This is a genomic window from Roseovarius sp. D0-M9 (assembly GCF_037083805.1).
Taxonomy (GTDB): Bacteria; Pseudomonadota; Alphaproteobacteria; order Rhodobacterales; family Rhodobacteraceae; genus Roseovarius.
Genome location: NZ_JBAPKZ010000009.1, coordinates 63,410 through 87,271 on the forward strand (window position 1 = coordinate 63,410; position 23,862 = coordinate 87,271).

General features: G+C 63.6%; 24 protein-coding genes and 1 riboswitch. Of the genes, 8 read left to right on the plus strand and 16 right to left on the minus strand.

The window, feature by feature from the left end:
- Positions 1 to 51 precede the first annotated feature (51 nt).
- Together aroC and ald are read right to left on the minus strand one after the other, a co-directional pair.
- Complete coding sequence (aroC, locus tag V8352_RS08095) at positions 52 to 1,158, minus strand: chorismate synthase (protein WP_336423766.1); 1,107 nt, start codon at positions 1,156 to 1,158, stop codon at positions 52 to 54.
- A 96-nt stretch (positions 1,159 to 1,254) separates the two neighbouring features.
- Complete coding sequence (ald, locus tag V8352_RS08100; protein ID WP_336423767.1) at positions 1,255 to 2,367, minus strand: alanine dehydrogenase; 1,113 nt, start codon at positions 2,365 to 2,367, stop codon at positions 1,255 to 1,257.
- Between the two features lie 137 nt (positions 2,368 to 2,504).
- On the opposite strand from ald, the gene V8352_RS08105 reads away from it, so the two are divergent.
- Positions 2,505 to 2,963 carry an Lrp/AsnC family transcriptional regulator gene (locus tag V8352_RS08105; RefSeq protein WP_336423768.1) on the plus strand — a complete coding sequence of 153 codons (459 nt, stop codon included), beginning with the start codon at positions 2,505 to 2,507 and terminating at the stop codon, positions 2,961 to 2,963.
- A gap of 113 nt (positions 2,964 to 3,076) precedes the next feature.
- A complete protein-coding gene (locus V8352_RS08110; protein WP_336423769.1) occupies positions 3,077 to 3,625 on the plus strand; it encodes a hypothetical protein in 549 nt (182 codons plus the stop codon).
- Positions 3,626 to 3,760: 135 nt separating this feature from the next.
- On the opposite strand, the gene pnp is transcribed toward V8352_RS08110, so the two are convergent.
- The 9 genes from pnp to rbfA all read right to left on the minus strand — a co-directional run bounded on the left by pnp (position 3,761) and on the right by rbfA (position 13,158).
- Positions 3,761 to 5,893, minus strand: a complete 2,133-nt coding sequence (pnp, locus tag V8352_RS08115; protein ID WP_336423770.1) for a polyribonucleotide nucleotidyltransferase — start codon at positions 5,891 to 5,893, stop codon at positions 3,761 to 3,763.
- 222 nt (positions 5,894 to 6,115) lie between these two features.
- A complete protein-coding gene (locus V8352_RS08120; RefSeq protein ID WP_336423771.1) occupies positions 6,116 to 7,288 on the minus strand; it encodes an aromatic ring-hydroxylating oxygenase subunit alpha in 1,173 nt (390 codons plus the stop codon).
- A 166-nt stretch (positions 7,289 to 7,454) separates the two neighbouring features.
- A complete protein-coding gene (gene rpsO, locus V8352_RS08125; protein WP_336423772.1) occupies positions 7,455 to 7,724 on the minus strand; it encodes a 30S ribosomal protein S15 in 270 nt (89 codons plus the stop codon).
- A gap of 160 nt (positions 7,725 to 7,884) precedes the next feature.
- Positions 7,885 to 8,952 (minus strand): calcium-binding protein, encoded by a 1,068-nt coding sequence (locus V8352_RS08130; RefSeq protein ID WP_336423773.1) that lies wholly within the window; start codon positions 8,950 to 8,952, stop codon positions 7,885 to 7,887.
- Positions 8,953 to 9,025: 73 nt separating this feature from the next.
- The gene (locus tag V8352_RS08135) at positions 9,026 to 9,547 is read right to left on the minus strand and encodes a DUF1643 domain-containing protein (RefSeq protein WP_336423774.1); all 522 of its coding nucleotides are present in this window, start codon (positions 9,545 to 9,547) and stop codon (positions 9,026 to 9,028) included.
- Positions 9,544 to 10,455, minus strand: coding sequence for a tRNA pseudouridine(55) synthase TruB (gene truB, locus V8352_RS08140; RefSeq protein WP_336423775.1), 912 nt, complete (start codon positions 10,453 to 10,455; stop codon positions 9,544 to 9,546). The genes V8352_RS08135 and truB overlap by 4 nt, the downstream gene beginning before the upstream one ends.
- Before the next feature lie 55 nt (positions 10,456 to 10,510).
- Positions 10,511 to 11,923 carry an MATE family efflux transporter gene (locus V8352_RS08145; protein WP_336423776.1) on the minus strand — a complete coding sequence of 471 codons (1,413 nt, stop codon included), beginning with the start codon at positions 11,921 to 11,923 and terminating at the stop codon, positions 10,511 to 10,513.
- A gap of 97 nt (positions 11,924 to 12,020) precedes the next feature.
- Positions 12,021 to 12,770, minus strand: coding sequence for a phosphodiester glycosidase family protein (locus V8352_RS08150; protein WP_336423777.1), 750 nt, complete (start codon positions 12,768 to 12,770; stop codon positions 12,021 to 12,023).
- Positions 12,763 to 13,158: a 30S ribosome-binding factor RbfA gene (gene rbfA, locus V8352_RS08155; protein WP_336423778.1), complete on the minus strand. Its 396-nt coding sequence runs from the start codon at positions 13,156 to 13,158 to the stop codon at positions 12,763 to 12,765. The genes V8352_RS08150 and rbfA overlap by 8 nt, the downstream gene beginning before the upstream one ends.
- Positions 13,159 to 13,243: 85 nt before the next feature.
- Here rbfA and dapB point away from each other — a divergent pair, with 85 nt between their 5' ends.
- Positions 13,244 to 14,077: a 4-hydroxy-tetrahydrodipicolinate reductase gene (dapB, locus tag V8352_RS08160; RefSeq protein ID WP_336423779.1), complete on the plus strand. Its 834-nt coding sequence runs from the start codon at positions 13,244 to 13,246 to the stop codon at positions 14,075 to 14,077.
- A 66-nt stretch (positions 14,078 to 14,143) separates the two neighbouring features.
- On the opposite strand, the gene V8352_RS08165 is transcribed toward dapB, so the two are convergent.
- On the minus strand, positions 14,144 to 15,175 hold the full coding sequence (locus V8352_RS08165; protein ID WP_336423780.1) for an AI-2E family transporter: 1,032 nt from the start codon (positions 15,173 to 15,175) through the stop codon (positions 14,144 to 14,146).
- Between the two features lie 349 nt (positions 15,176 to 15,524).
- Entirely contained in the window at positions 15,525 to 16,649 is a 1,125-nt protein-coding gene (locus V8352_RS08170; protein WP_336423781.1) for a pyridoxal phosphate-dependent aminotransferase, read from the minus strand.
- Positions 16,650 to 16,746: 97 nt separating this feature from the next.
- Between V8352_RS08170 and V8352_RS08175 the strand changes: the two genes are divergently transcribed.
- Entirely contained in the window at positions 16,747 to 17,109 is a 363-nt protein-coding gene (locus tag V8352_RS08175) for a dihydrodipicolinate reductase (RefSeq protein WP_336423782.1), read from the plus strand.
- Between the two features lie 36 nt (positions 17,110 to 17,145).
- Here the strand turns inward: V8352_RS08175 and thiD are convergent, their stop codons facing one another.
- From thiD to V8352_RS08190, 3 genes are all read right to left on the minus strand, one after another.
- Complete coding sequence (gene thiD, locus V8352_RS08180; protein WP_336423783.1) at positions 17,146 to 17,943, minus strand: bifunctional hydroxymethylpyrimidine kinase/phosphomethylpyrimidine kinase; 798 nt, start codon at positions 17,941 to 17,943, stop codon at positions 17,146 to 17,148.
- Positions 17,940 to 18,113: a hypothetical protein gene (locus tag V8352_RS08185; protein WP_336423784.1), complete on the minus strand. Its 174-nt coding sequence runs from the start codon at positions 18,111 to 18,113 to the stop codon at positions 17,940 to 17,942. Before V8352_RS08185 ends, thiD begins: the two co-directional genes overlap by 4 nt.
- Positions 18,114 to 18,175: 62 nt before the next feature.
- A riboswitch (TPP riboswitch) is annotated at positions 18,176 to 18,271 on the minus strand.
- 35 nt (positions 18,272 to 18,306) lie between these two features.
- Positions 18,307 to 18,498, minus strand: a complete 192-nt coding sequence (locus tag V8352_RS08190; protein WP_336423785.1) for a DUF1674 domain-containing protein — start codon at positions 18,496 to 18,498, stop codon at positions 18,307 to 18,309.
- A gap of 66 nt (positions 18,499 to 18,564) precedes the next feature.
- On the opposite strand from V8352_RS08190, the gene V8352_RS08195 reads away from it, so the two are divergent.
- The 4 genes from V8352_RS08195 to lspA all read left to right on the plus strand — a co-directional run bounded on the left by V8352_RS08195 (position 18,565) and on the right by lspA (position 23,800).
- Positions 18,565 to 19,824: an RsmB/NOP family class I SAM-dependent RNA methyltransferase gene (locus V8352_RS08195; RefSeq protein WP_336423786.1), complete on the plus strand. Its 1,260-nt coding sequence runs from the start codon at positions 18,565 to 18,567 to the stop codon at positions 19,822 to 19,824.
- Between the two features lie 106 nt (positions 19,825 to 19,930).
- Positions 19,931 to 21,685 carry a heparinase II/III family protein gene (locus V8352_RS08200; RefSeq protein WP_336423787.1) on the plus strand — a complete coding sequence of 585 codons (1,755 nt, stop codon included), beginning with the start codon at positions 19,931 to 19,933 and terminating at the stop codon, positions 21,683 to 21,685.
- Positions 21,686 to 21,711: 26 nt separating this feature from the next.
- Positions 21,712 to 23,301: a bifunctional phosphoribosylaminoimidazolecarboxamide formyltransferase/IMP cyclohydrolase gene (gene purH, locus V8352_RS08205; protein WP_336423788.1), complete on the plus strand. Its 1,590-nt coding sequence runs from the start codon at positions 21,712 to 21,714 to the stop codon at positions 23,299 to 23,301.
- Positions 23,302 to 23,329: 28 nt separating this feature from the next.
- Positions 23,330 to 23,800 (plus strand): signal peptidase II, encoded by a 471-nt coding sequence (gene lspA / locus V8352_RS08210; RefSeq protein ID WP_336423789.1) that lies wholly within the window; start codon positions 23,330 to 23,332, stop codon positions 23,798 to 23,800.
- The last annotated feature ends 62 nt before the right edge of the window (positions 23,801 to 23,862 follow it).

The window sequence follows — 23,862 nt, forward strand, 5'->3', positions numbered from 1 at the left end:
GGCAATTCTGGTTGCCTTGGCCTCAACTTTTTGCCGATCGCCGGGGGCGCGTCAGCCGATGCGCCCCACAGGGCCCAGTGCCCCTGTCTGCCCGCGATGCAGCAGCAGGTGATCGAGCAGGACACAGGCCATCATCGCCTCGCCCACCGGCACGGCGCGAATTCCGACGCAAGGGTCATGGCGCCCTTTGGTGACAACCTCTGTCGCGCTGCCATCCATGCGGATCGACGCGCGCGGGCTGAGGATGGACGAGGTCGGCTTGACCGCAAAGCGCACAACGATTTCCTGCCCGGTCGATATACCACCCAGAACACCGCCCGCATGATTGCTGGCATACTCGGGGCCGTTCTCGCCCATGTGGATCTCGTCCGCGTTGTCCGTGCCCATCAGCTCGGCGGCGGCCATGCCCTCGCCGATCTCGACGCCCTTGACGGCGTTGATCGACATCATCGCGGCGGCAAGGTCAGTGTCCAGTTTGCCATAGATCGGCGCGCCAAGGCCCGCTGGCACGCCGCGCGCGACCATCTCGATGATCGCCCCGACGGAGTTATGATCCTTGCGCAGCTTTTGCAGGTAAGCCTCCCATTCGGGCGCCGCCTGCGCATCAGGCAGCCAGAAATCATTGCCGTCAATCGCGTCCCAATCGAACGCTGCGCGGTCCAGCGCCATCGCGCCCATGCGCGTCATATAGCCCTTGATCGCCACGCCGGGGATCAACTGATCCAGCGCCGCACGCGCGATGCCGCCTGCGGCCACGCGCGCCGCCGTCTCACGCGCGCTGCTGCGCCCGCCACCGCGATAATCGCGATGCCCGTATTTCTGGTGATAGGTGATATCGGCATGACCGGGGCGGAATGTATTGGCAATGTCGCCGTAATCGCGGCTGCGCTGATCGGTGTTCTCGATCATCAGCTGAATCGACGTGCCGGTCGTCTTGCCCTCGAACACCCCCGACAGGATGCGCACGGCATCCGGCTCGTTGCGCTGGGTCATGTTCTTGTTCTGGCCGGGGCGGCGCTTGTCCAGCCAGTGCTGCAACATCGCCTCGTCTACCGCCACGCCTGGGGGACAGCCATCCACAGTCGCGCCCAAGGCTGGACCGTGGCTTTCGCCCCAGGTGGTGACGCGAAACATATGTCCGAAGGTATTGAGGCTCATGGCGTGGCTCCTTTGAGCATGGGTCTAGCCGCCCCGCCCAAACGCCTCAAGCCATTTTGGCAAAGGGCCGCCCCGATCTGGGACGGCCCGGCCAGATTACAGCAATGACTCGGGATGCACCCAATCAATCCCCAATGCTTCGCCAACCGCCTTGTAGGTCAACTGACCCGCATGCACGTTGAGACCGGCAAGCAGATGCGCATCATCAGCGCACGCCTTTTTCCAGCCCTTGTCGGCAAGGGCCAGCATGAAGGGCATGGTGGCATTGCCCAGCGCGATCGTGGAAGTGCGCGCAACCGCGCCCGGCATGTTGGCAACGCAGTAATGCATGATACCGTCGACCTCATAGATCGGATCGGCATGAGTGGTCGCCTTGGATGTCTCAAAGCAGCCGCCCTGGTCGATGGCCACATCAACCAGAACCGCGCCCGGCTTCATGTCGGCGAACTGGGCGCGCGTGACCAGCTTGGGCGCGGCGGCGCCGGGGATCAGGACCGCGCCGATGACCATATCGACCTGCGCGAGGTATTCCTCGACCAGCCCGGCCGAGGAATAGCCGGTGTTGAACGTGTCGCCAAAGACGTCATCCAGATACCGAAGACGCACGAGCGAGCGGTCGAGCACGGTCACATCCGCGCCCATACCCGCGGCGATGCGTGCGGCATGTGTGCCCACGACACCGCCGCCCAGCACCAGCACCTTGGCCGGGCCGACGCCGGGCACGCCGCCCATCAGCACACCGCGCCCGCCATTGGCCTTTTGCAGCGTATAGGCGCCCACCTGTGGCGCAAGGCGACCCGCAACCTCGGACATCGGCGCGAGGAGCGGCAGACCGCCATTACGATCCGTTACTGTCTCATAAGCGATGGCCGTGCAGCCGGAGGCGATCAGGTCATGCGTCTGGGCAGGATCGGGCGCAAGGTGCAGATAGGTGAACAGCAACTGGCCCTCGCGCAGCATCTTGCGCTCGCCGGACTGCGGCTCCTTGACCTTGACGATCATGTCGGAGGTTTCAAACACCTCCTTGGCAGTGCCGATGATCCGAGCGCCCGCTGCAATGTAATCCTCATCGGCAAAGCCCGCGCCGATACCGGCGCCCGATTGGATCAGCACCTCATGCCCGTGCGAAACGGCCTCCAGCGCGGCGTTGGGTGTGACACCCACGCGGAATTCCTGCGGTTTGATTTCTGTCGGGCATCCGATTTTCATGACTGGTCCTCCTCAGTTGATAGGGCTGACACATGCGCCAGATATCGCGCAAAGGGTGCGCAATTTTACGCGTCAAACCCCTTTTCCCCGCAAGGATCTTCGATAGATTGAACTAATCTGTGAAAGGATTTGCTGCCATGTCCCTCGACTCACTCGATCGTCGCCTGTTGGCCGTGCTCCAGCGTCAGGGCCGCATCTCGAATGCGGACCTTGCCGAGACGGTCAACCTCTCGGCCAGCGCCTGCCATCGCCGCGTTCAACGGATGGAAAGCGAGGGGTATATCAAGGGCTATGTCGCCCTCCTCGATCCGCAAAAGATGGGCGTTTCAGCCACGGTCTTTGTCGAGATCACATTATCCGCGCAGGCCGACAACGTGCTGGAGGCGTTTGAAAAGGCCGTCGCCCGCGTGCCCGACGTGCTGGAGTGTCACCTGACCGCAGGAACCGCTGACTACATCCTCAAGATCGTGGCCGAAAGCACCGAGGATTTCGCGCGGATCCACCGGCAGTATCTGACCCGGTTGCCGGGCGTGGCCAAGATGCAGTCGAGCTTCGCGCTCAGGACGGTGTGCAACACCACGGCGCTGCCGGTTTAGCGGACCGCGGCGCGAGGCATGCGCAGTGCAAACAAGGCCGTGCGCGGATAGTTCGTGCATCATCATGCGGGTTTGCCTCAGTATTCAACTGCTTGATATAAATCCGAAAAATAGTGAAGGAGGGATATTTTATTAACTTTGGAACAAGTGGCAGGACTACCGCGCTGATTGCTGCGGCGCTGATAGGTGGCGCGACCTCGGTCGCAGCCGAGGAAAAGATCGGCGAAATTTTCGCGACAATCGATGGCGAGGCGTTTGAATGGCGCGCGCTTGCCCCGGATGCGGACGGCACGGATTACAACACGTCGCTGCGCTTCTTTGGCCCAATGCAGAGTGTCAGTGTAATGGGGTTTTCACCCGGCCAGATTTCGATGAAGCAAACCATTCAGATCACATTCACCCTGACGCCCGGCTCTTTGGACACGTTCGAGCAGGAAGTCATCTACGCCCCCGAAGGTATGAAGCGGATTTGGACCTCCTTGCCGGACGATGATCTGGTCACTGTCGAAAGCTTCGAAGACACCGACGCCGGTGGAGAGGTCTCGGGGCGTTTCTCGGGCCGCCTATGCCTGAAAGAAAGCATGTTCGCAGAGCCCGATCCGGACCAGTGCAAGGACATTGAGGGAAGCTTTGCCTCCTCTCTTCCCGAAGCGACGATTTGACACCGGGGCGAAGGCTTGCGGCGCCATGCGCGGGCAAGGCTTGGCAATCTGGTATCGGCGGCGCCCACGACCCCGCCAAACAAAAAAGGCCCCGGCGCTTGCACCGGGGCCTTTTCAATTAGTCAGAACAGCCGATCAACCTTCGGCTTTTTCTTCCGTGATCTCTTCGCCGGTCTCCTGATCGACGACCTTCATCGACAGGCGCACCTTGCCGCGATCGTCAAAGCCCAGCAGCTTGACCTTCACGTCCTGGCCTTCCTTCAGCACGTCGGACGGATGGTTCAGGCGGCGGTTCTCGATCTGGGAGACATGGACCAGACCGTCACGCTTGCCAAAGAAGTTCACGAAGGCACCGAAATCGACGATCTTGACGACCTTGCCGTCATAGACTTGGCCCTCTTCGGGCTCGGCCACGATCGACCAGATCAGATCATGGGCTTTCTTGATGGCTTCGCCATTGGGCGACGCGATCTTGATGATGCCCTCGTCGTTGATGTCGACCTTGGCACCCGACACTTCGACGATTTCGCGGATGACCTTGCCACCCGAACCGATGACTTCCCGGATCTTGTCGGTCGGGATCTGCATCGTCTCGATGCGCGGCGCGTGAACCGAGAATTCCTGCGCGCCGGTGATGGCCTTGCTCATCTCGCCCAGGATATGCATCCGGCCGTCTTTGGCCTGCGCCAGTGCCTTTTGCATGATCTCAGGCGTGATGCCCGCGATCTTGATATCCATTTGCAGCGAGGTGATGCCATCCTTGGTGCCTGCAACCTTGAAATCCATGTCGCCGAGGTGATCCTCGTCGCCCAAGATATCGGTCAGAACCGCGTAAGAGCCATCCTCTTCGAGGATGAGGCCCATCGCGACACCGGCCACGGCGGTTTTCAACGGAACACCCGCATCCATCATCGACAGCGAGCCACCGCAGACTGACGCCATCGAGGACGAGCCGTTGGACTCGGTAATCTCACTGACCAGACGGATCGTGTAAGGGAAATCCGTCGCGGCGGGCAAGACCGCCTGAAGCGCGCGCCAGGCGAGTTTGCCGTGGCCGATTTCGCGGCGACCCGGAGGGCCCACACGTCCAGCTTCGCCAACCGAATAGGGCGGGAAGTTGTAGTGCAGCAGGAAGTTGGATTTGAAATTGCCATGCAGCGCATCGACGAATTGCTCGTCATCGCCAGTGCCCAGCGTGGTCACGACCAAGCCTTGAGTCTCGCCGCGCGTGAAGAGCGCCGAGCCATGGGTGCGGGGCAAAAGGCCCGTCTGGCAGACAATCGGGCGCACGGTGTCGAGGGCACGGCCGTCGATCCGCTTGCCGGTCTTGACCACGTCGCCGCGCAGGACAGCCGCTTCCAGCTTCTTGAGTGCCGAGCCCAGATTTGCGTCCTCCAGCTGCTCTTCGGTCAGAGCGGCCTTGATGGCCTCCTTGGCGTCCGAGACGGCGGTTGTGCGCTCTTGCTTGTCGGTGATCGCATAGGCCGCGCGGATCTTGTCCTCGCCCGCTGCTTTCACAGCCGCATAAAGCTCCGAGTAATCGGCAGGCTGGAAATCGAACGGTTCTTTCGCCGACGCTTCGGCCAGGTCGATGATCAGGTCGATGACCGGCTGGATCTGCTCATGCGCAAAATTCACGGCCCCCAGCATTTCCTCTTCGGTCAGCTCATATGCCTCGGACTCGACCATCATCACGGCGTCTTTGGTGCCGGCGACAACCAGATCGAGACGCTGATCGGGATTGTTCTTGAGGTCCTGCATGTCGTCGACGGTCGGGTTCAGGATGTAATCGCCACCCTCATATCCGACGCGGCAGGCCGCGATCGGGCCACGGAAAGGCGCGCCCGAAATCGTCAGCGCAGCCGATGCCGCAATCATCGCGACCATATCGGGATCGTTGACCAGATCGTGGCTGAGCACGGTGCACATCACCAGCGTCTCATTCTTGAAACCGGGGACGAAAAGCGGGCGGATGGGGCGGTCGATCAGACGCGCTGTCAGCGTCTCTTTCTCGCTCGGGCGCGCCTCGCGCTTGAAGAAGCCACCGGGCACTTTGCCCGCCGCGTAATATTTTTCCTGATAATGGACCGTCAGCGGAAAGAAATCCATGCCCGGCTTGGGCGATTTCGCAAACGTGACGTTGGCCATCACAGAGGTTTCGCCCAGAGTGGCGATGACCGAACCATCGGCCTGACGGGCAACCTTGCCCGTTTCCAGTGTCAGCGTTTCCTCGCCCCACTGGATTGATTTTTTCACTTCATTGAACATCTGTCGTTTCCTATCTGGAGGCACAGCGGGCCCCTGCCCGGTCCTCCCTTTTTCAATGGCGGCCCCATTGCCGCCGACCCCAATCATCATGTCTTCCAGGTGCCGAGGCCGTGGCACGCAGTCTCAGATGGCTGGCCCATACACGAATTGGATCGGTTTTGAAAGAGAATGCGACATTGCAGCAAAGCTGTCCCACCTCAGGCGCACCGTTCCCAGTGCGCGCTATGCCAGTGTCGGCTCGCCCAGTTGCGCGCGCACCCAGTCCTGAAAGAGGAAGACCTCGTATTCCTCCTGCATCAACATGCCGTGCCGAAACGGAGCAGATCTCAGCCCGGCCTGATTCAATTCGCACGCGTGGCCATCCTGCTCCATCACAAGGATGCCGAAATCGACGATCCGCGCTATGTCGAAATCTGGATCAGCCAATTGCTCTGCATCAAAGAGCCAATCAACCGACAGCTCCGTCTCCTGCGCCGAAAGGGGCGTAATCCGGACCGAGCGCACGTAATCAGCGTGATGTGCGATGAAGACCGACGGCACGGAGGTGACATATCGCTGACCTGCGGCCAGATCATCCTCGGTCAGGCCGGGCAGGCGTCCCTGCGCCATACCATCCATCGACCAAGATTGCGCGCCCGCCCTCAATGTTCCGGCCCGGTGCGGTGACGCGTCTTCGGCGTGATCGGCCCATTCCGGGTCATCTTCGCGGGCCATTATGGCACGGCCATAGATCGGCACGAGCGACGACAGCTCCGGATGAATGTTGGGGCAATGCAGACACTCGTTATAGTTCTCCCAAAAGACCTTCCAATTGCAGGCCAGCCGTTTGGTATAGCTGTGCCCGACCTTCAGATCGGCGAGCGGCCAGTTGGCGACCAGTGCCGCCTCTTCGCCGCCGGGCACATCGAATTCATCGGCTTGCGCATCCAGACAGGCAAAGACGAAGCCGCCCCATTCGGCAACCGAGATCGGCAGCAGCGGATGCTCGCCGCGATCAAAGCCTTGGACAGGGCGCATCGCTCCGGTCGCGCGCAAGCGCCCGGTCAGATCATATGCCCATTGGTGATACGGGCAGGTTATCAGCGGTTTTTTGAACGTGCCTGACGCCTCTTGGCACAGGATCGAGCCGCGGTGCCTGCAGGTGTTGAAAAATCCGCGCAGCGCCCCCGACTGATCGCACAGGATCAGGATCGGCTGCCCCGCGACGTCGAATGTCCGAAAGGCCTGTGGCCCGTCAAGCGCATCCGCCCGGCAGAGATAGACCCAGCTTCGCGCCCATATCTGCGTCAACTCCCGGTCAAAATGGGCAGGGTCGGTGTACCATTCGGCAGGAAGCGATGGCATGGGTCGCGACAAACCGTTGAAGCCGGTTTCGAGAATGGGATGATCTTCCATGGACACCTCCGCCAGAAGGGTTGCGTCAAAGCCTGCTCTCTCGATCTGGAGGCTAACACGGCACACGGGCGGCGGCGCAACGAAAAACGTCCGCCAGAACCTGGCGGACGTTTCAGAGACGTTTGCAGCGGCCAAAGGACCGACTGCGACTGGATCTCGCTTGCGCTTAGCGGCGAATGCCGAGGCGCTTGATCAGGTCGAGGTAACGGGCCTCGTCCTTTTTCTTGGTGTAGTCCAGCAGCTTGCGGCGCAGTGCGACCATCTTGAGAAGGCCACGGCGACCGTGGTTGTCCTTCTTGTGGGTCTTGAAGTGCTCGGTCAGGGTGCTGATGCGCGAGGTGAGGATGGCAACCTGGACTTCGGGCGAACCGGTGTCGCCTTCCTTGATTGCGAATTCCTTCATCAGGCGGTGCTTTTCTTCGACGGTAATCGACATCGGTATCTCCTTGTATCAAGGGTGGCGGGCGCAAGCCGGGATGTCGTCCAGCAAGGTCCATAGAGAATCGGCGCAAGGCCATGGGCCATACGCATCTAGCGGCCTATAGGGCAAATGAGCGCCGTTGAAAAGACACTGCTGCATCAGGCACGCAGAGCGATTAGGGCCGCAGACCCACCTCAAGCAGGCTGGTGCCAATCACTGTGATATGTCCCGCATTCAGGCCTGAGGCGTTGTTGACTGCAGCGATGGGCACCCCGTTCAGCGTGACGCGCATGATGCCCGCATCTTCGGCGTCTTCGGCCAGATCCACCTCTGGCTCGGCGCCGCTTGTGTCGTCATAGACCACCATGATCGTATCCTCATCCGGCTCGAAATCCAGAATTTCCGCCTGATGTTCGGCGCTCAGCCAATTGCCCAGAATGACGGTATCCGCGCCCGCACCCGTCGTCACGATATCGCTTGCGCCTGCGGTAATGATGTCGTCACCGCCACCGCCGTTGAGGAAATCCATGACATCGATGTCGTCCCAGCCATCGGTATCGGGATCATCCACAAGCCCCGAAATGGTGTCGTCGCCCCATCCGCCAAAGACAACGTCATGGCCCAAGCCCCCGCGCAAGTGGTCATTGCCCAGACCGCCATGAAGCGTGTCATCGCCTTCGCCGCCCTCAAGCGTGTCATCGCCCGCGCCACCGACCAGACTGTCGTCACCATCACGCCCGAAAACCACGTCCGCACCGCTGTGGCCGTAAAGGCGGTCATCCCCCTCGTCGCCCACGATAAGGTCGTTCCCCGCATCACCGTGCAGCGTATCGTTGCCCGCATCGCCCGTCAGCGTATCATCGCCGGGCCCACCCCGGAGCTGATCCGCAGCAGCGCCCCCTGACAGCAGGTCCGCGCCCTCGTAGCCGTTGGCGACGTCACGCGCGTCTGTGCCCTCCATCAGGTCGTCCCCTGCGGTGCCGATGGCGATGCGTTCATCGTCAGGCGGGGTGGCATCATCCGCACCGTCCTCGGCTGAGGTGTCGTTGTCAGAGGGTTCGGCGGATTCAAATCCAATGTATGTCAGGAGGCTATCAGCAGCTTCCATGTCAGCCTGATCCTGGGCTTCGTCGTCAGGTGTCTCGACCTCGGCGCGGCCCTCGTCACCCTCGTCATCCGACACGCCGACAAAGGCACTCGCCCCAAGCGCCACCATCCCCAACAGACCCGCAAGCAAAAGCATCGCACAACACCCTTTTCCCGATGGCATTATGCGTGCGGCGCCTTTCCGTGCCCACAAGATTCAAGGCAAGTGGTTAACGCCTGTGCGAAATGCCCCAGGGTTCAGGCTGTCGGGCATAGGCCACGTAGAGGGGATGGCGCGGATGCCCGTGCTTGGTCAGCCCCAGATGATGCAACTCCACCCCTGCGCCGCGCAAAAGGCTCAGAACCTCTGGGCCCCGGTTCAGATGGGCGCCATGCGTGCCCCAGGCCGCGACATTGCAGGCAGCCCAGGCGGATCCCTCAAGGATCGCGGCGTCATTGGCAAGCCCGACAGGATCATCCGCCGCGCGCATCTTGCGAGGATCGGTGTCCCGCCAGGCAAAGATGTTGGTGACGCGAAACGCCCCATAGCCCAGCGTGCGGGCGCGCCTCTCGCAGCGCTCGACCGTGGGATCGTTCTGGACCTCGGTGGCGGTGGAAGGGTTCAGCATTATGAAATGCACGCGCCCGCCCGCATCGTCCCAGATGCGCGTCAGGGCGTATCTGTAGCGCTCGCACTCGGAATAGATGGCCGTCGAGGCGGCGTCGCCCTTGAGATGCGTGCGCGTGATCACGCCGGGTCCACGAAAACGCGGCTGGGGTGCAATTCACCCGCCTTGTAGACGCCCACAGCCACGGCCCGCCCGTCCAGCGATGCCCAGCATTCGTCGCCGTATTCCACATCCGACGCATAGACCATGCCTGCATTGCCATTGCGCAGCTTGGCCGCGCCCTCGGGGGTGCAGCGCAGCTCCGGCAGGTCGGTCAGCCCGACCTCAAGCGGCTGAATATACTCATCAAGGGCCGGGTCATGTGCCAGCTCGTCTATGCGCTCCAGCGTCAGGCCGTCCTTGGCCTCGAACGGGCCCGACCAGACGCGGCGCAGCCACGCCACATGGCCATGACAGCCCAGCACAGCGCCCAGATCGCGCGCGATGGCGCGCACATAGCCCCCCTTGCCGCAGACCATCTCCAGCACGGCGGTATCGGGATCGGGGCGATCCACCAGCAGCAATTCATCCACGAAAAGGGGCCGCGCGGCCAGTGTCACATCCTCGCCATCGCGGGCCAGCTTGTAGGCACGCTGACCCTCGATCTTGACCGCTGAGAATTTGGGCGGCACCTGCATGATGTCGCCAGCGAACTGGTGCAACGCTTCCTTGATCTCGTCATCCGAGGGGCGCGTATCGCTCTGCGCGATCACCACGCCCTCGGCATCGTCGGTGTTGGTGGCGGCGCCAAAGCGCACTTCGAACTTGTAGGCCTTCAGCGCGTCGGTGATGTAGGGCACCGTCTTGGTCGCTTCGCCCAGCGCCACGGCCAGAACGCCTGTTGCCTCCGGGTCCAGCGTGCCTGCGTGGCCTGCCTTCTTGGCCTGAAGCGCCCAGCGCACCTTATTGACGACAGAGGTCGAGGTGATGCCGGCAGGCTTGTCGACGACCAGCCAGCCGGAAATATCGCGTCCCTTGCGTTTGCGTGCCATGCGCCGTGCCCTCTTTGCCTCGAAGCGCGCGGGCTAGCCCACCGGCGCTGGGCTGTCAATCGCGCGCGGGCATCCCGCGCGCGCCCAGCCATCTGGCGAGCCACTGCGAAGGCACACGCACCGGCGCCCAGCCGATGACGCCAAGGCCGACCGAGCGCACGGCAATCAACGCGATCCAGCCACTGATGAGATTGGCAACAAGCGCGCCGATAATCATGCCGATATAGCCGCCCAGTTGGACACCCGCCCACGTCATCGGAACATAGAGCAGGAAAATACGCGAGCCGCTGAGGCTCATCGACCAGAGGGCGCGATCGCGCGCGTTCATCGCCGCATTCGCTGTGATCAGAATGCCGAAGCCCAGAAAGCCCCAGCTGGCGATGCGCAGATATGTCGCCGTATAGGCCTGCGCCTCGCTTCCCGAAGTGATGAGCATGGCCAGAGGCCCCGCAACGAGCAGCAGCAGCACCGCGACGCCAAGGCCGAAAATCACGCAGGCGGCATGGCAGATGCGCAGGCCCTTTTGCGCGCGCGCCGCGTCGCCCGCTCCCCAGGCCTGCCCGACGACCGGCCCGATGCCCGCCGACAGCGCCAGCAGGGGCACGACCAGCACACCCTGCACCCGCGTCGCGGCACCAAAGCCCGCAACAGCCGTATCCCCAAGCGTGGCGACAAATGCGGTGACGATACCCATGCCCAAGGGATTGATCGCATTCGACATGGCAGCGGGAGCGCCAACGCGCACGATCCGCCGGACGGACGTGATCAGCCCTTGCCATGGCGCCGAATTCAACTGCACGGCGCCGATGTACCACGCAAAGAGCATGAGCCCGGCAAAGGATGTCATCCGCGCAATGAGAGAGGCAAGGCCCGCGCCATCCATGCTGAACGCGGGAATGGGACCAAGACCAAAGATCAGCACCGGATCCAGACCGATGTTCAAAAGCGCTTGTAGCAACATGGTCGTCGCGGCCACGCCGCTGCGCCCGCCTGCGCGGAATACAGCGTTCAGCGCCATGGTGGTCACCAGAAATGGGAAGCTGATGCACCAAAAGCGCATGTAGCCCAGAATGGCCACCAGCACCTCGTCCTCGGCCCCCATCGCGCCGAAAAGGTAAGGCCCCAAGAGATGAACAAGCAGCGACAGCGCGCAGGATATACCCAGCGCCAGCGTCATCGCATGCAATGTCATGCGGCGCCGATCCCGCTTGTCCTCGCCGCGGCCGATGGCTTGGCTGATGACTGTGTTCGTGCCCGCTGAAAGGCCGATGGAAAGAGATGTGAGCGCGGTGATGACCGGAAAGACATAGCCGATGGCCGCCAGCGACGTGGCCCCGTCGCGCGCAAGAAAGAACGCATCGGCCAGCCCGACACTCAGCACACCGAGGATGCCAATGGTCATCGGCGCGCTCACGGACCAAAGCGCGCGGCCAACGGGGCCATCGTTCAATGTTGTCTCGGCGCTCATCGCGGGCGATCCTCGGGTTGACGCGCGGCCCCGGAGAGGGCCGCCAATCAGCGAACTTAAGCCGAATTGACCAAAAGCCTAGGAAATACCCGCGTCCCTACTCGGCCGGCGCCGGGCGGCGCACGGTCCCGACGATCGGCCCCATGGGAAAACCGATGTCCGAGCGGTTTAATTCGGGCGCATAGAGGCGCGAGATATTGCCATCGAAGTACAGCGCCTGCGGCAGGTCGAGATGATCCCGAAACAGCCGGGCAAAGCTGTGAAAATTCACCGGCGCTTCGGAAATTGCAAAGACCGCGCGGCGGCCATCCGCACTGGTCCCGACGCCGTTGCGCACATAGAGGCTGTCGCTCTCCGGAAGAAACCGCGGGTGCAGCGCGCCGTCGATCACCAGCATCGGCCCCGATTGCGTCGCATGTCGGCACTGTGGCGCCTCGGCAGCAAAGCGCCGCGTCTCGACCACGTCGGCGCGGCCATCGCGGATGCAGAAAACACCGTTGGGCAACAGGCCAAAGTTTCCCGGCCCCTCGCGCTCAACGAGGCCTGCGGCCTGCTCACCGTTCTCGACATAAAGGCCGACAGGGCGCCGATCAGAGTGATACATCCCCGCGTTCATCGCAAAACCCAGTGCCGCGCCCTCGGCCTCAAGCATGGTGCCAACGCGGCTGAAACTGCCAAGGTTCTCGCCATCCGGCGATTGCAGGAACACACGCAGATCAGCGCTGCGCATATCGACCTCGCAAATCGAATAACGCACGTCCTCGAACGCTTCGGTCCGGCAGTCGGCGGCCTGTGCCACGGCCGGCAGCAGCGCCAGCGTGGCCAGCGCCAGCGCAGCCCTAATCATCCAGATCGCGCTGCACATCGCCCTGCGAAAACAGACGCCGCGTCTCGTCCATCTGGTCGAATGTCGGATCGAGGCGAAACCGCAGGTCCGGCGCGAATTTCAGTCCCAGCTTCTTGCCGATCACGCGGCGCAGCTCGCCCTTGTTGCGCGCCAGAAGGCCGGGAAGCTCTTCCTGGCCCTGCCCGCCCAGTGGCATCACATAGGCCGTCGCGATCTTGAGGTCGGGCGACATACGCACCTCGCCCACTGTCACCGACATGCGCGCCAAATCCGGATCGTGGATATCGCCGCGCGACAACACCTCGGCCAATGTGCGGCGCACATTTTCGCCCACCTGAAGCTGTCGTTGCGAGGGGCCTGCGCCATCATGAAACTTGTTCTTTGCCATGTGCCTGCATTTAGTCGCTATGGCGCCCTTTGCCAAGCGGTGATGCCCGCGCTATCAACGGACCCACACAGCGAGAGGCAGGATCATGAGCGCAGGATCAAATACAAAAGGGCCGGGGATCACGGTGACGGGCGCATCGGGCCGGATGGGCCAGATGCTGATCCGCACCATAAACGAGAGCGGGCGCGCCCATCTGGTCGGCGCTGTCGAGCGCAAGGGGCACGCGTGGATCGGCCAGGATGTAGGCGAGGCGATGGGCGGCGCGCCCATGGGCGTCACCGTGACCGACGACGCGCTCGAGGCGTTCGCCCCTGCGCAGGCCGTGATCGACTTTACCGCGCCGGCCGCGACGCTGGCCTTTGCCAAGCTGGCCGCGCAGGCACGCGCCGTGCATGTGATCGGCACCACCGGATTTACAAATGACGAGATCGAGGGGCTGGTTCCCGCCGCGCGGCACTGCGTGCAGGTGCGCGCAGGCAACATGAGCCTTGGGGTCAACCTGCTGACGATGCTGACAGAAAAGGTCGCCCGCGCGCTGGACGAAGATTTCGACATCGAGATCGTCGAGGCGCATCACAACCAGAAGGTCGACGCGCCTTCGGGCACCGCCCTCATGCTGGGCGAGGCGGCGGCGACGGGACGCGGCGTCGCGCTGGACCGCGTGTCAGACCGGGGCCGCGACGGCATCACCGGGCCGCGCCAGCGGGGACACATCGGGTTTTCCGCCATCCGGGGCGGTGACGTGGTGGGCGAGCATGATGTGATCTTTGCCGCTGCGGGCGAGCGCATCGTGCTGCGCCATCTGGCAACCGACCGCGCCGTTTTTGCGCGCGGCGCGCTCAAGGCGGCGCTATGGGGGCAAGGGCGCACGCCCGGCGCTTATGACATGCTGGACGTGCTGGGGCTGGGCGAGGATTGACTGTGGTTCTGACAAAGCCAAGCAGAGTTCAGGCAATGCCCGCCAGAAAACGCAGCCACGCAGCACTCACACCTTGCCACTCGCAGATAGCAGAACGGCAACGGGGCGCGCGGCCTGGATCTCACCCAGCACGAGCACGAGGCTTGCTGTCAGCGGAACGGCCAAGAGCGCACCCGGCAGCCCCCAAAGAGTGCTCCAAAACGCAAGGGCAAGCAGCACGACAAACGGGCTGAGGTTGAACGCGCGCCCCATCATGCGCGGCTCGAGATAGGCGCCGACAAAGACCTGCGCCGCCGTCAGTGACACCAGAACCGCCCCCGCCATGTTCAGCGTGCCGAATTGCGCAAGGCTAAGAAGGACCGGAAAAATCACGCCGATCAGCGAGCCGATGTATGGGATATAGTTCAGGAACGCGATGAGCACCGCCCAGAAAAGGGCGAACTCAATCCCCAGCAGCAGCATGATGACGAATGACATCGCCCCAAGAATCACGTTTAGCACAGTCTTGACGAACAGATATTGCCCGATCCGCTCGTTGACCCGCGACAGCAAGGAAATCGCGCGCCCACCGGCCTCTTCGCCCCCCATGGCCAGGATCACCTTGCGCGACATCGTACCACGCTCGGCGATGAAGAAGCTGGCGTAGAGGACGACGAGGAACAGCGTGATGCCAAAACCGCGCAGAGACAAAAGCACCGGAGCAATCCACGACCGGAAATCCACCTGATCCAGCGTGACACGCCGGATGTTTGCCCACGTCGGCTCGTCCTCGATCCCCAGGAGACTCGCGTTGCGCGTCACAAGCATCACAAGATTGGATTCATACCGGGGCAGCGCCGCGGCGACCTGTGCCAGATTGTCGATCACAAGAACGAACAACAGGATCACGATCAGGGCGAAAATGAGCAGGATGAGGGCACGTCTGGCCCAATCCGGCAACCGGCCCACGATAGGCAGTTGCTGCATGCTTTCTGCTGCCGCCAACAGAATGTAGACCGAGATGACAGCCGCCAGAACCGGAAGGAGAACAGGTTTACCAATCCACAAGATCCATCCGATCATCAGGATCAGCGCAGTTCCGTAAGTCGCATTTCGCATACGTTTCTGGCGTTCCCTACTTGAATAGCCCTGTTTTAGTTGGCCCTGCTTGCACCAGCTCAAAGCCTTCCGGCCCTTTTCGCTGGTTAATTCGAATCCCTTACCGCCTCAAGTCATTGAGGCAGGAGAGCCGACACCGGGGACGCGACAGCCTTTCATTCCAAAGGAAACCAAGGCCACCGCCCGTCAAAACCATAACGGTCGCATTTGCAAAAGCCACAGAAAAATGCCCGTTTTAGTTGGCAAATCCCGGCTACGGGACCTCGGCAGTGACCCCGGCCTTCCCGCGCTCGAAATTTGTGCAACGCGAGGATGCAGCGCCGCGCGGGCGCCCACAGAAGATCCGGCGTTATGCCAGCCAAGCCTCCAGCGCCGCCAGCCCCTCGTCCAGGCCGCTGCGGCCAAAGCCGATGCGAAACCTGTCGCTTGGCGTCTCGCCCAGATCCGAGCTGTAGATCGTCGAGGGCAGCACCAGAACGCCTGCCTCCTCCACCAGCCGGCGGGCAAAGGCATCGACACCCTCAGGGCCCAGATAGCGCGGATAGCCCATGCAAGAGCCATCGGGCCTGCGCCACTCGAACAGGTCCGGATGCCGGGCAAAGAATGCGTCCCATTTCGGCAGGTTCGCATCCACGATCGCATTGTTGCGCGCCAAGAGCTGGTGCCGCGCCTTGAGCGCGATCAGCGCCAGATGCTCGGACGGGCCGGCGTTGCAGATCGAAAGGTAGTGCTTGAGCCGTTCCATCCGGCCCAGCACCTCGCGATCCTGACATGCGATCCAGCCGATGCGCAGACCGGGCAGCCCATAGGATTTGGACATCACGCCCAAGGACAGCCCCCGCTCGTATTCATCGGCGACAAAGGGCAGATGCTGCGCGCCCGATGGCCCCAGCCCGTTGAATATCTCGTCGTGCAGGATCCAGATGCCGTGATGACGGCACAACTCGATCAGCGCGCGGTAGCGGTCCAGCGGCAGGATCGCGCCAGTGGGATTGTGGGGAAAATTGATCGTGACGAGCCGTGTGTTGGGCCGTATCGCGGCCTTGATGCGGTCCACATCCAGCGACCAGTTGTCATCCGGGTCCAGCGGCACACCCGTCGCCTCGCAGATCATCAGGGGCAGCGTTTCGTGCGACTGGTAATTGGGCGTGACCACGATAGCGTGATCATCCTTGCCCAAGAGCACCGAGTTAGCGGCAAAGATCCCCTCGCTCGCCCCTGCAAAGCACAGCACGTCCTCGGCCGTCTGCCGCAGGTAGGTCGCGGCGATCTCGGCCCTCAGGGCGGGCATACCCCACATCTCGGTATAGCCCAGCCACATCGTCTCGAAGGCTGTGCGATCCTCTTCGCTAGCCATTGCGAGCAGATCGGGCAGCGACACGCTCTCGGCGTCAGAGGCCGTCAGGTGATGGCGGGCGGTGAACTCCCATCTGGCGAAATGTGTCTCCAGGCGGAACTCGGGCAGTGCGGGCATGAGGGCTCCTCTATCGGACGGCGTATCTGGCCGCTGAATGATCCAAAAAGCCATCTGCGGCGTATAAAAAGGGTAAAGTTCATTGAGAGGGTTTACCATGCATCTTGCAATAACCTCCGTTCTTGCCCTGACTCTGGGCATCTTCAGCGCGCCTGTCACCGCACAGGCGTTTGAGCAGATCACGACGCGCGATGACTTTGTCGCCGCCACATCGGGGCGCGATATGACCCGCCTTGGCATCTCTGTTGCCGTGTCGCCCTCGGGCGAGATCAAGGGCCGCGCCTTTGGCTATCCGGTCACCGGCGAATGGAACTGGCAAGGCGACTATTTCTGCCGCGATCTCTACTGGGGCGGCGACCCGCTTGGCCCCAATTGCCAGGCCGTGCGGATCCAGGGCGACACGATCCGCTTCATTTCCGATCAAGGTGCCGGGCGCAGTGCCGATCTGACGCTGAGGTAAAATGGCGCTCGACCAGATTGTGTGTCGATGGGTCGGTCATGCCCACAGCGCATGAAAATGATGGGTCGGCCCGTGGCCCTGCCCCACGTCAAGCATATCGGCGGCAGCGATTGCGCCTGTCACATATGACTTGCCGCGCGCCACAGCCTCGCTGAGGGGCATGCCCGCGGCAAGCCCTGCGGCAATGGCCGCCGACAGGGTGCATCCGGTGCCATGGGTATTGCGGCTATCCACGCGCCTGCCCTCCAGCCACTCCGCGCCGCCCGGATGCAACAGCAGGTCGGGGCTGGCGTCACCGGTCAGGTGGCCGCCCTTCAGCAGCACGGCGCGTGCGCCCAGATCGGCAAGGTGCTCAGCCTGTGCCAGCATATCCTCCCTCGTGCGCGCCTCGGCCACGCCCAAGAGGTCCGCCGCCTCGGGCAGGTTCGGCGTGATCAGCTTGGCACGCGGGATCAGATGACGGCGCAGCGCCTCGACCGCCTCGGCGGCCAGCAATCGGTCACCCCCCTTGGCAACCATCACCGGGTCGAGCACTACGGGCGCATCGAGCCCATCCAGCGCGGCCACCACCGCGCCGATGATGTCGGCATTGCCCAGCATCCCGATCTTGACCGCATCAATGCGGATGTCATCGCGGATCGCCGCGATCTGCGACGCAACAAAGCTAGGTGTCATCATCTCGACAGCCTGCACACCTTGGGTGTTTTGCGCGGTCAGTGCCGTGATCGCGGCCATGGCATAGCCGTCATTGGCCGAAATCGACTTGATATCCGCCTGAATGCCCGCGCCGCCCGAGGGGTCGGACCCGGCGATGGAAAGAATGTTGGGGATCATCGCTGCCTCCCTGCCGCACTCACGGCATAAGGCATATCGGGAACCATGAGGGCTCTGCGGACCTCGACGAGGCTGATGCCCGGATCGCTGATTGCGCCGTTATCGGACGCGCTCCGTGCCAAGGGCTGAGCGGCGCGCGCCTGTGACAAATGGTGTTTGGCCTCGATCATGCGTTCCCCCTAGGTGCAGGCCGGATGCAAGCGGGGGGCAGGACACGGGCCGGACGTCACCGCCCGGTCTTCGCGCAACTTCCTCCGCCGGCATGATCCGGTTCAGGTTCGAAGGGTTCATCTCAGCCCGGCTCTTGCGGGCGCCCCTGTTACGTGGGGCAGGATGTGCGCAGGGCGCGGCGGCGTCAAGCCGTCAGAAGTCGATGGCGATGCCCTTCTTCTCCCAGTCGCCATAGCGCACGGCCTCGAGGCCTTCTTTGCGCCCGCCCAATTCCTTGGGCAGCTCGGTCGCCTCGGCTTTGAGGCGACGCTCTTCGGCCTCGGCCAGCGCGCGCTGCGCGGCGGGGGGCAGGTCGGGGCGGGGGTCGTCGGTGCTGTCGGTCATGGCATGGCTTCCTTTGGACGCTTGCCCCTGATATACGCCGCGCTCGCCATTCAGCAAGGATTTGCCATGCCCGACCCATCGCCGCGCGCCGCAGCCGCCCACCTGCTGGACCAGATCATGGGCGAGCAGCGCCAGATGTCCGACCTTCTGGCGACCGGCGCGCTTGACCGGCTGGATGCGCCGGGCCGTGCCCGCGCCCAGCGCCTTGCCACCCAGACCCTGCGCGGGATCGAACGGGCCGACCGCATTCTGGCCAAGCATCTGCGCAAGCCGCCCCCGCTGACGGTGATGAACATCTTGCGCCTCGGCACGGTCGAGCTGTGCCTGGGCGGCGATGCGCATGGCGTTGTCAACGAATGTGTCACCATGACAGCCAGCCACAAACGCTTTGCCAAGCTCAAGGGGCTGGTCAACGCCGTCCTGCGCAAGGCGGCGGCGGATGGCCCCGCTGAATGGGCGATCCTGCGCGTGCCGCACCTGCCCAAATGGCTGCGCGCGCCGCTGTCCGATGCCTATGGCGCCAAAGCTGTGGCAGGCTTCGAGGCCGCACATTTTGCGGGCGCGCCACTTGATCTGACGGCCAAGGGTGATCCGGCGAAGCTGGCCGAACTTGTGGGCGGCACGGTTCTGCCCACCGGATCGGTCCGCATCATGGAGGCCGGCCAGGTCAGCGCGCTGCCGGGCTATGACGCGGGCGATTGGTGGGTACAGGACGCCGCCGCCGCCATCCCGGCCAAGCTGCTGAAGGCCGCGCCCGGCGAGGCAGTGCTGGACATGTGCGCCGCGCCGGGGGGCAAGACGCTGCAACTGGCGGCCACGGGCGCGGATGTCACCGCGCTCGACATCTCGGACGCGCGCATGGCGCGGGTGCGCGAGAATCTGGGCCGCACCGGCCTGGGCGCCCATCTGGTGAGCGGCGATGCCCTGACACATGAGGGCAGCTATGACGCGATCCTGCTGGATGCGCCCTGCTCGGCCACCGGCACGATCCGGCGGCACCCCGACCTTCCCCATGCGCGGGACGGGTCCGAAATCGGCGATCTGATCGCTTTGCAGGCCGCCATGCTGGACCGCGCGCTGAGCCTGCTGAAACCTGGCGGGCGGCTACTCTATTGCACCTGCTCGCTCTTGCCGGACGAGGGAGAATGCCAAGTGGACGAGGCGCTGGTGCGCCATCCGGGCCTGACCGTCGACCGGGGCGCGCTGGACATGCCGGGCCTCGACCCCGCATGGATCACCGCCGAGGGCGGATTGCGCCTGCGGCCCGATTACTGGCCCGAGCGCGGCGGCATGGACGGCTTTTACATGGCGCTCCTGCGAAGCTGACGCGATTTTCGCAATCCTTCGGTGACTCGGGCGCGGGGGCAGGCTAGTCTGCGCGCGATGAGGCGCCACCAAGAGCGCCCGAGACATGAGGCGGGCGATGAGGCGCATGGCACCACCGGGCACATTCCGCACAAGATGGACGAGGCTGCAAAACCGCATCGCCGCGCGGCGTGCGGCGTGGGCACGGCCTGCGACCGCCTTTGTATCGTCGCCCGAGCCGCGCACCATCGGCAGCTTTGCGCGGGGCCGCCAGCTGTCGGCGGGGAATTTCATGCTTGCCGGGCATCTGGTGCAGCAGCCCGGCCTGCCGATCTGGGATATCACCGCGCCCGATGCGGCCTTCGAGGCCGAGCAGCATGGATTTGCCTGGCTCGATGATCTGGCCGCAGCAGGCGACGGGCCTGCCCGCGCGGCTGCCCAGGAATGGACCGCCGATTGGATCAAACGCTATGGCGCGGGGCGCGGCCCCGGCTGGACGCCCGACCTGACCGGTCGGCGCCTGATCCGCTGGATCAATCACGCGCTCTTTCTTCTGGCCGGTCAGGACAAGGCCACATCCGACGCATTTTACCGCTCACTGGCGCAGCAGACATTGTTTCTGGGCAAACGCGCGCACGCGGCGGCGCCCGGCCTGCCCCGTTTCGAGGCGCTGACGGGCCTCATCTATGCGGGGATCTCGCTGGAAGGGATGGACCACTACGTCGCCGCCGCCACCCGCGCGCTAGACCGCGAATGCAACGCGCAGATCGGGCGCGAGGGCCATCTGGTCACGCGGAATCCCGAGGAATTGCTGGATGTCTTTACCCTTCTGACCTGGGCGGCAGAAGCGCTGGGCGAGACGGGGATCAAGGCCCCCGGCCTCAACGCCGCCACTGCGCGCATCGCGCCGACGCTGCGCACATTGCGCCATGCCGACGGCGGCCTCGCGCGGTTTCATGGCGGCGGGCGCGGCCTCGAGGGGCGGCTGGATACCGCCCTGGTCGCCAGCGGCGTCAAGACGCGCCGCACCGACGGTCTGGCCATGGGATACGCGCGGCTCAGCGCCGGGCGCACCTCGGTCATCGTCGATGGCGCGCCGCCGCCAGCGGGGGCGGCATCGGCAGGCGCACACGCCTCGACCCTCGCGTTCGAGCTGACATCGGGGCGCCGCCCACTGATCGTCAATTGCGGCTCGGGCGCAAATTTTGGCGCCGAATGGCGGCGCGCCGGGCGCGCGACGCCCTCGCACAGCACCCTTGTCGTCGATGGCACCTCCAGCGCACGGCTCGGCGCAGCCGGCGCCGAGGCCGAATGGCTCAGCCAGGCCCCCCGCCACGTGCCCGTGCAGATGAGCCAGGCATCGGATGGCGTGCGATTCGAGGGCGGGCACGACGGCTATGTGCGCCGCTACGGCCTGACCCATGCCCGCACGATCGAGATGACCTTCGACGGGCGCGGCGTCGCGGGCGAGGACATGCTTCTGGCGCTCGAGCCGGAGAACAAGCGGCAATTCGATGCCGCATTCGACGCGACCAGGATGCAGGGCGTGCCCTACCAGATCCACTTCCACCTCCACCCCGATGTGGACGCGAACATCGACATGGGCGGGGCTGCCGTCTCGCTGGCGCTGCGCAGCGGAGAAATCTGGGTATTTCGCACCGACGCGCGCGCCAAGATCACACTGGAGCCGTCGGTTTATCTGGAAAAATCACGGATCAAGCCGCGTTCGGCCAAACAGATAGTTTTATCCGGGCGCGCGCTGGAGTATGCGGGCCGCATCCGTTGGTCGCTGGCCAAGGCACAAGATACCCCGATCAGCATCCGCGATCTGGCGCAGGATCCGCCATATTCCGGTGATGACGACGACCAAGATGAAGATTGACACGCACGCAACGCAGGACCGCCCATATGACCGATCTCACCCCCATCCGCCGCGCCCTTCTGTCCGTCTCGGACAAGACCGGGCTGATTGATCTGGGGCGCGCCCTCGCCGGACGCGGGGTCGAACTGCTCAGCACCGGGGGCAGCGCCAAGGCGCTGCGCGATGCGGGCCTCGAGGTGCGCGATGTGGCCGATGTCACCGGCTTTCCAGAAATGATGGACGGGCGGGTCAAGACGCTGCATCCCGCCGTCCACGGCGGCCTGTTGGCCCTGCGCGACAATGACGCCCACGTCAGGGCGATGGAAGAGCACGGTATCGGCGCGATCGACCTGCTGGTGGTCAACCTCTATCCCTTCGAAAACACGGTCGCGGGCGGCGCGGATTATGACACCTGCATCGAGAACATCGACATCGGCGGCCCCGCGATGATTCGTGCCGCGGCCAAGAACCACGGCTTTGTCAGCGTGGTGGTCGACACCGAGGATTACGCCCCCCTGCTGGAGCAGATGGAGGCCAATGACGGCGGCACCACGCTCGCCTTCCGCCAGACGCTGGCGATGACCGCCTATGCGCGCACTGCAGCCTATGACAGCGCCGTCAGCACATGGATGGCCGCGCAGCAAGGCGATGCCGCGCCGCGCCGCCGCACCGTGGCCGGATCGCTGGCGCAGGTTCTGCGCTATGGCGAGAACCCGCATCAATCGGCTAGCTTCTATCTCGACGGCAGCAATCGGCCCGGCGTGGCCACAGCCGAGCAATTGCAGGGCAAGGAACTGAGCTACAACAACATCAACGACACCGATGCCGCGTTCGAGCTGGCCAGCGAGTTCGCCGCCAGCGACGGCCCCGCCTGCGCCATCATCAAGCACGCCAATCCCTGCGGCGTCGCCCGCGCGGCAACGCTCAAGGACGCATATGTGCGCGCCTTCGATTGCGATCGCACGTCGGCCTTCGGCGGCATCATCGCACTGAACCAGCCGCTGGACGGCGCCACGGCCGAAGAGATCGCGCAGATCTTTACCGAGGTCGTCATCGCCCCCGGCGCGGACGCGGACGCGCGCCGAATCTTTGAGGCGAAAAAGAACCTGCGCCTTCTGATCACCGATGGCATGGCCGACCCGCGCACGGCGGCCCAAACGATCCGGCAGGTGTCGGGAGGCTACCTGATGCAGGACAAGGATAACGGCCATATCACAACCGATGACCTTAAAGTTGTCACCAAACGCCAACCGACAGAGGCCGAAATGGCCGATATGCTGTTCGCATGGAAGGTCGCCAAACACGTCAAATCCAACGCCATCGTCTACGTCAAGGACGGCGCGACCGTCGGCGTCGGCGCTGGCCAGATGAGCCGCGTCGACAGCTGCCGCATCGCCGCGCGCAAGTCACAGGACATGGCCGAGGCCCTGGGCCTTGCCCAGCCTCTGACCCAAGGCAGTGTCGTGGCATCGGATGCGTTTTTCCCTTTCGCGGACGGCCTGCTGACGGCCGCCGAGGCGGGCGCGACGGCGGTGATCCATCCCGGCGGGTCGATGCGCGACGACGAGGTGATCGCCGCCGCAGATGAGGCAGGGCTGGCCATGGTGCTGACGGGCATGCGCCACTTCCGCCACTGACGGCCACTGGGCCAAGAAAGGGCGCGACATGAAAATCGTTTTCTGGACAAGCTTCTGGGTCTTTCTTCTGGATCAGGCGACCAAATATCTCGTCGTCCACTCGATGAATCTGCGCACTCTGGGTGCAATCGATGTCTGGCCGCCTTTCATCAACCTGCGCATGGCTTGGAACTACGGCATAAATTTCGGCCTTCTGGCCGGGGATTCGCCCTACACGCGCTGGGTGCTGATCGCCGTTGCGCTGGTCATCGCGGGGGCGGTCCTGTGGTGGGTGCATCACGAGCCCGGCGGCAAATGGCAGAAAATCGCTGCCGGTCTGCTGATCGGTGGGGCGCTGGGCAATGTGATCGACCGCATCCTCTACGGCGCTGTTGCGGATTTCCTGAACATGTCCTGCTGCGGCCTGAGCAATCCTTATGCCTTCAACGTGGCCGATATCTCGATCTTCATCGGTGCGTTCGGCATGATCATTTTCAGCCCCGGCAAAAAGCCTGCGTGACCTCGCCGTGCATTTGTATTAGATGTCGCAAAGCACAGTATGACGAACCTGATACCTCGCCA

What these genes read in the sequence shown, in the direction of transcription:
- thiD (WP_336423783.1), bottom strand. Translation starts at nt 17,943, where the DNA reads ATGATCCCCAACATTCTTTCCATCGCCGGGTCCGACCCCTCGGGCGGC.
- V8352_RS08165 (WP_336423780.1), bottom strand. Translation starts at nt 15,175, where the DNA reads ATGCGAAATGCGACTTACGGAACTGCGCTGATCCTGATGATCGGATGG.
- V8352_RS08195 (WP_336423786.1), top strand. Translation starts at nt 18,565, where the DNA reads ATGCCCGACCCATCGCCGCGCGCCGCAGCCGCCCACCTGCTGGACCAG.
- lspA (WP_336423789.1), top strand. Translation starts at nt 23,330, where the DNA reads ATGAAAATCGTTTTCTGGACAAGCTTCTGGGTCTTTCTTCTGGATCAG.
- truB (WP_336423775.1), bottom strand. Translation starts at nt 10,455, where the DNA reads ATGGCACGCAAACGCAAGGGACGCGATATTTCCGGCTGGCTGGTCGTC.
- V8352_RS08105 (WP_336423768.1), top strand. Translation starts at nt 2,505, where the DNA reads ATGTCCCTCGACTCACTCGATCGTCGCCTGTTGGCCGTGCTCCAGCGT.
- V8352_RS08120 (WP_336423771.1), bottom strand. Translation starts at nt 7,288, where the DNA reads ATGGAAGATCATCCCATTCTCGAAACCGGCTTCAACGGTTTGTCGCGA.
- V8352_RS08130 (WP_336423773.1), bottom strand. Translation starts at nt 8,952, where the DNA reads ATGCTTTTGCTTGCGGGTCTGTTGGGGATGGTGGCGCTTGGGGCGAGT.
- V8352_RS08185 (WP_336423784.1), bottom strand. Translation starts at nt 18,113, where the DNA reads ATGATCGAGGCCAAACACCATTTGTCACAGGCGCGCGCCGCTCAGCCC.
- V8352_RS08145 (WP_336423776.1), bottom strand. Translation starts at nt 11,923, where the DNA reads ATGAGCGCCGAGACAACATTGAACGATGGCCCCGTTGGCCGCGCGCTT.
- aroC (WP_336423766.1), bottom strand. Translation starts at nt 1,158, where the DNA reads ATGAGCCTCAATACCTTCGGACATATGTTTCGCGTCACCACCTGGGGC.
- V8352_RS08175 (WP_336423782.1), top strand. Translation starts at nt 16,747, where the DNA reads ATGCATCTTGCAATAACCTCCGTTCTTGCCCTGACTCTGGGCATCTTC.
- pnp (WP_336423770.1), bottom strand. Translation starts at nt 5,893, where the DNA reads ATGTTCAATGAAGTGAAAAAATCAATCCAGTGGGGCGAGGAAACGCTG.
- V8352_RS08150 (WP_336423777.1), bottom strand. Translation starts at nt 12,770, where the DNA reads ATGATTAGGGCTGCGCTGGCGCTGGCCACGCTGGCGCTGCTGCCGGCC.
- rpsO (WP_336423772.1), bottom strand. Translation starts at nt 7,724, where the DNA reads ATGTCGATTACCGTCGAAGAAAAGCACCGCCTGATGAAGGAATTCGCA.
- rbfA (WP_336423778.1), bottom strand. Translation starts at nt 13,158, where the DNA reads ATGGCAAAGAACAAGTTTCATGATGGCGCAGGCCCCTCGCAACGACAG.
- purH (WP_336423788.1), top strand. Translation starts at nt 21,712, where the DNA reads ATGACCGATCTCACCCCCATCCGCCGCGCCCTTCTGTCCGTCTCGGAC.
- ald (WP_336423767.1), bottom strand. Translation starts at nt 2,367, where the DNA reads ATGAAAATCGGATGCCCGACAGAAATCAAACCGCAGGAATTCCGCGTG.
- V8352_RS08200 (WP_336423787.1), top strand. Translation starts at nt 19,931, where the DNA reads ATGGCACCACCGGGCACATTCCGCACAAGATGGACGAGGCTGCAAAAC.
- V8352_RS08170 (WP_336423781.1), bottom strand. Translation starts at nt 16,649, where the DNA reads ATGCCCGCACTGCCCGAGTTCCGCCTGGAGACACATTTCGCCAGATGG.
- V8352_RS08190 (WP_336423785.1), bottom strand. Translation starts at nt 18,498, where the DNA reads ATGACCGACAGCACCGACGACCCCCGCCCCGACCTGCCCCCCGCCGCG.
- dapB (WP_336423779.1), top strand. Translation starts at nt 13,244, where the DNA reads ATGAGCGCAGGATCAAATACAAAAGGGCCGGGGATCACGGTGACGGGC.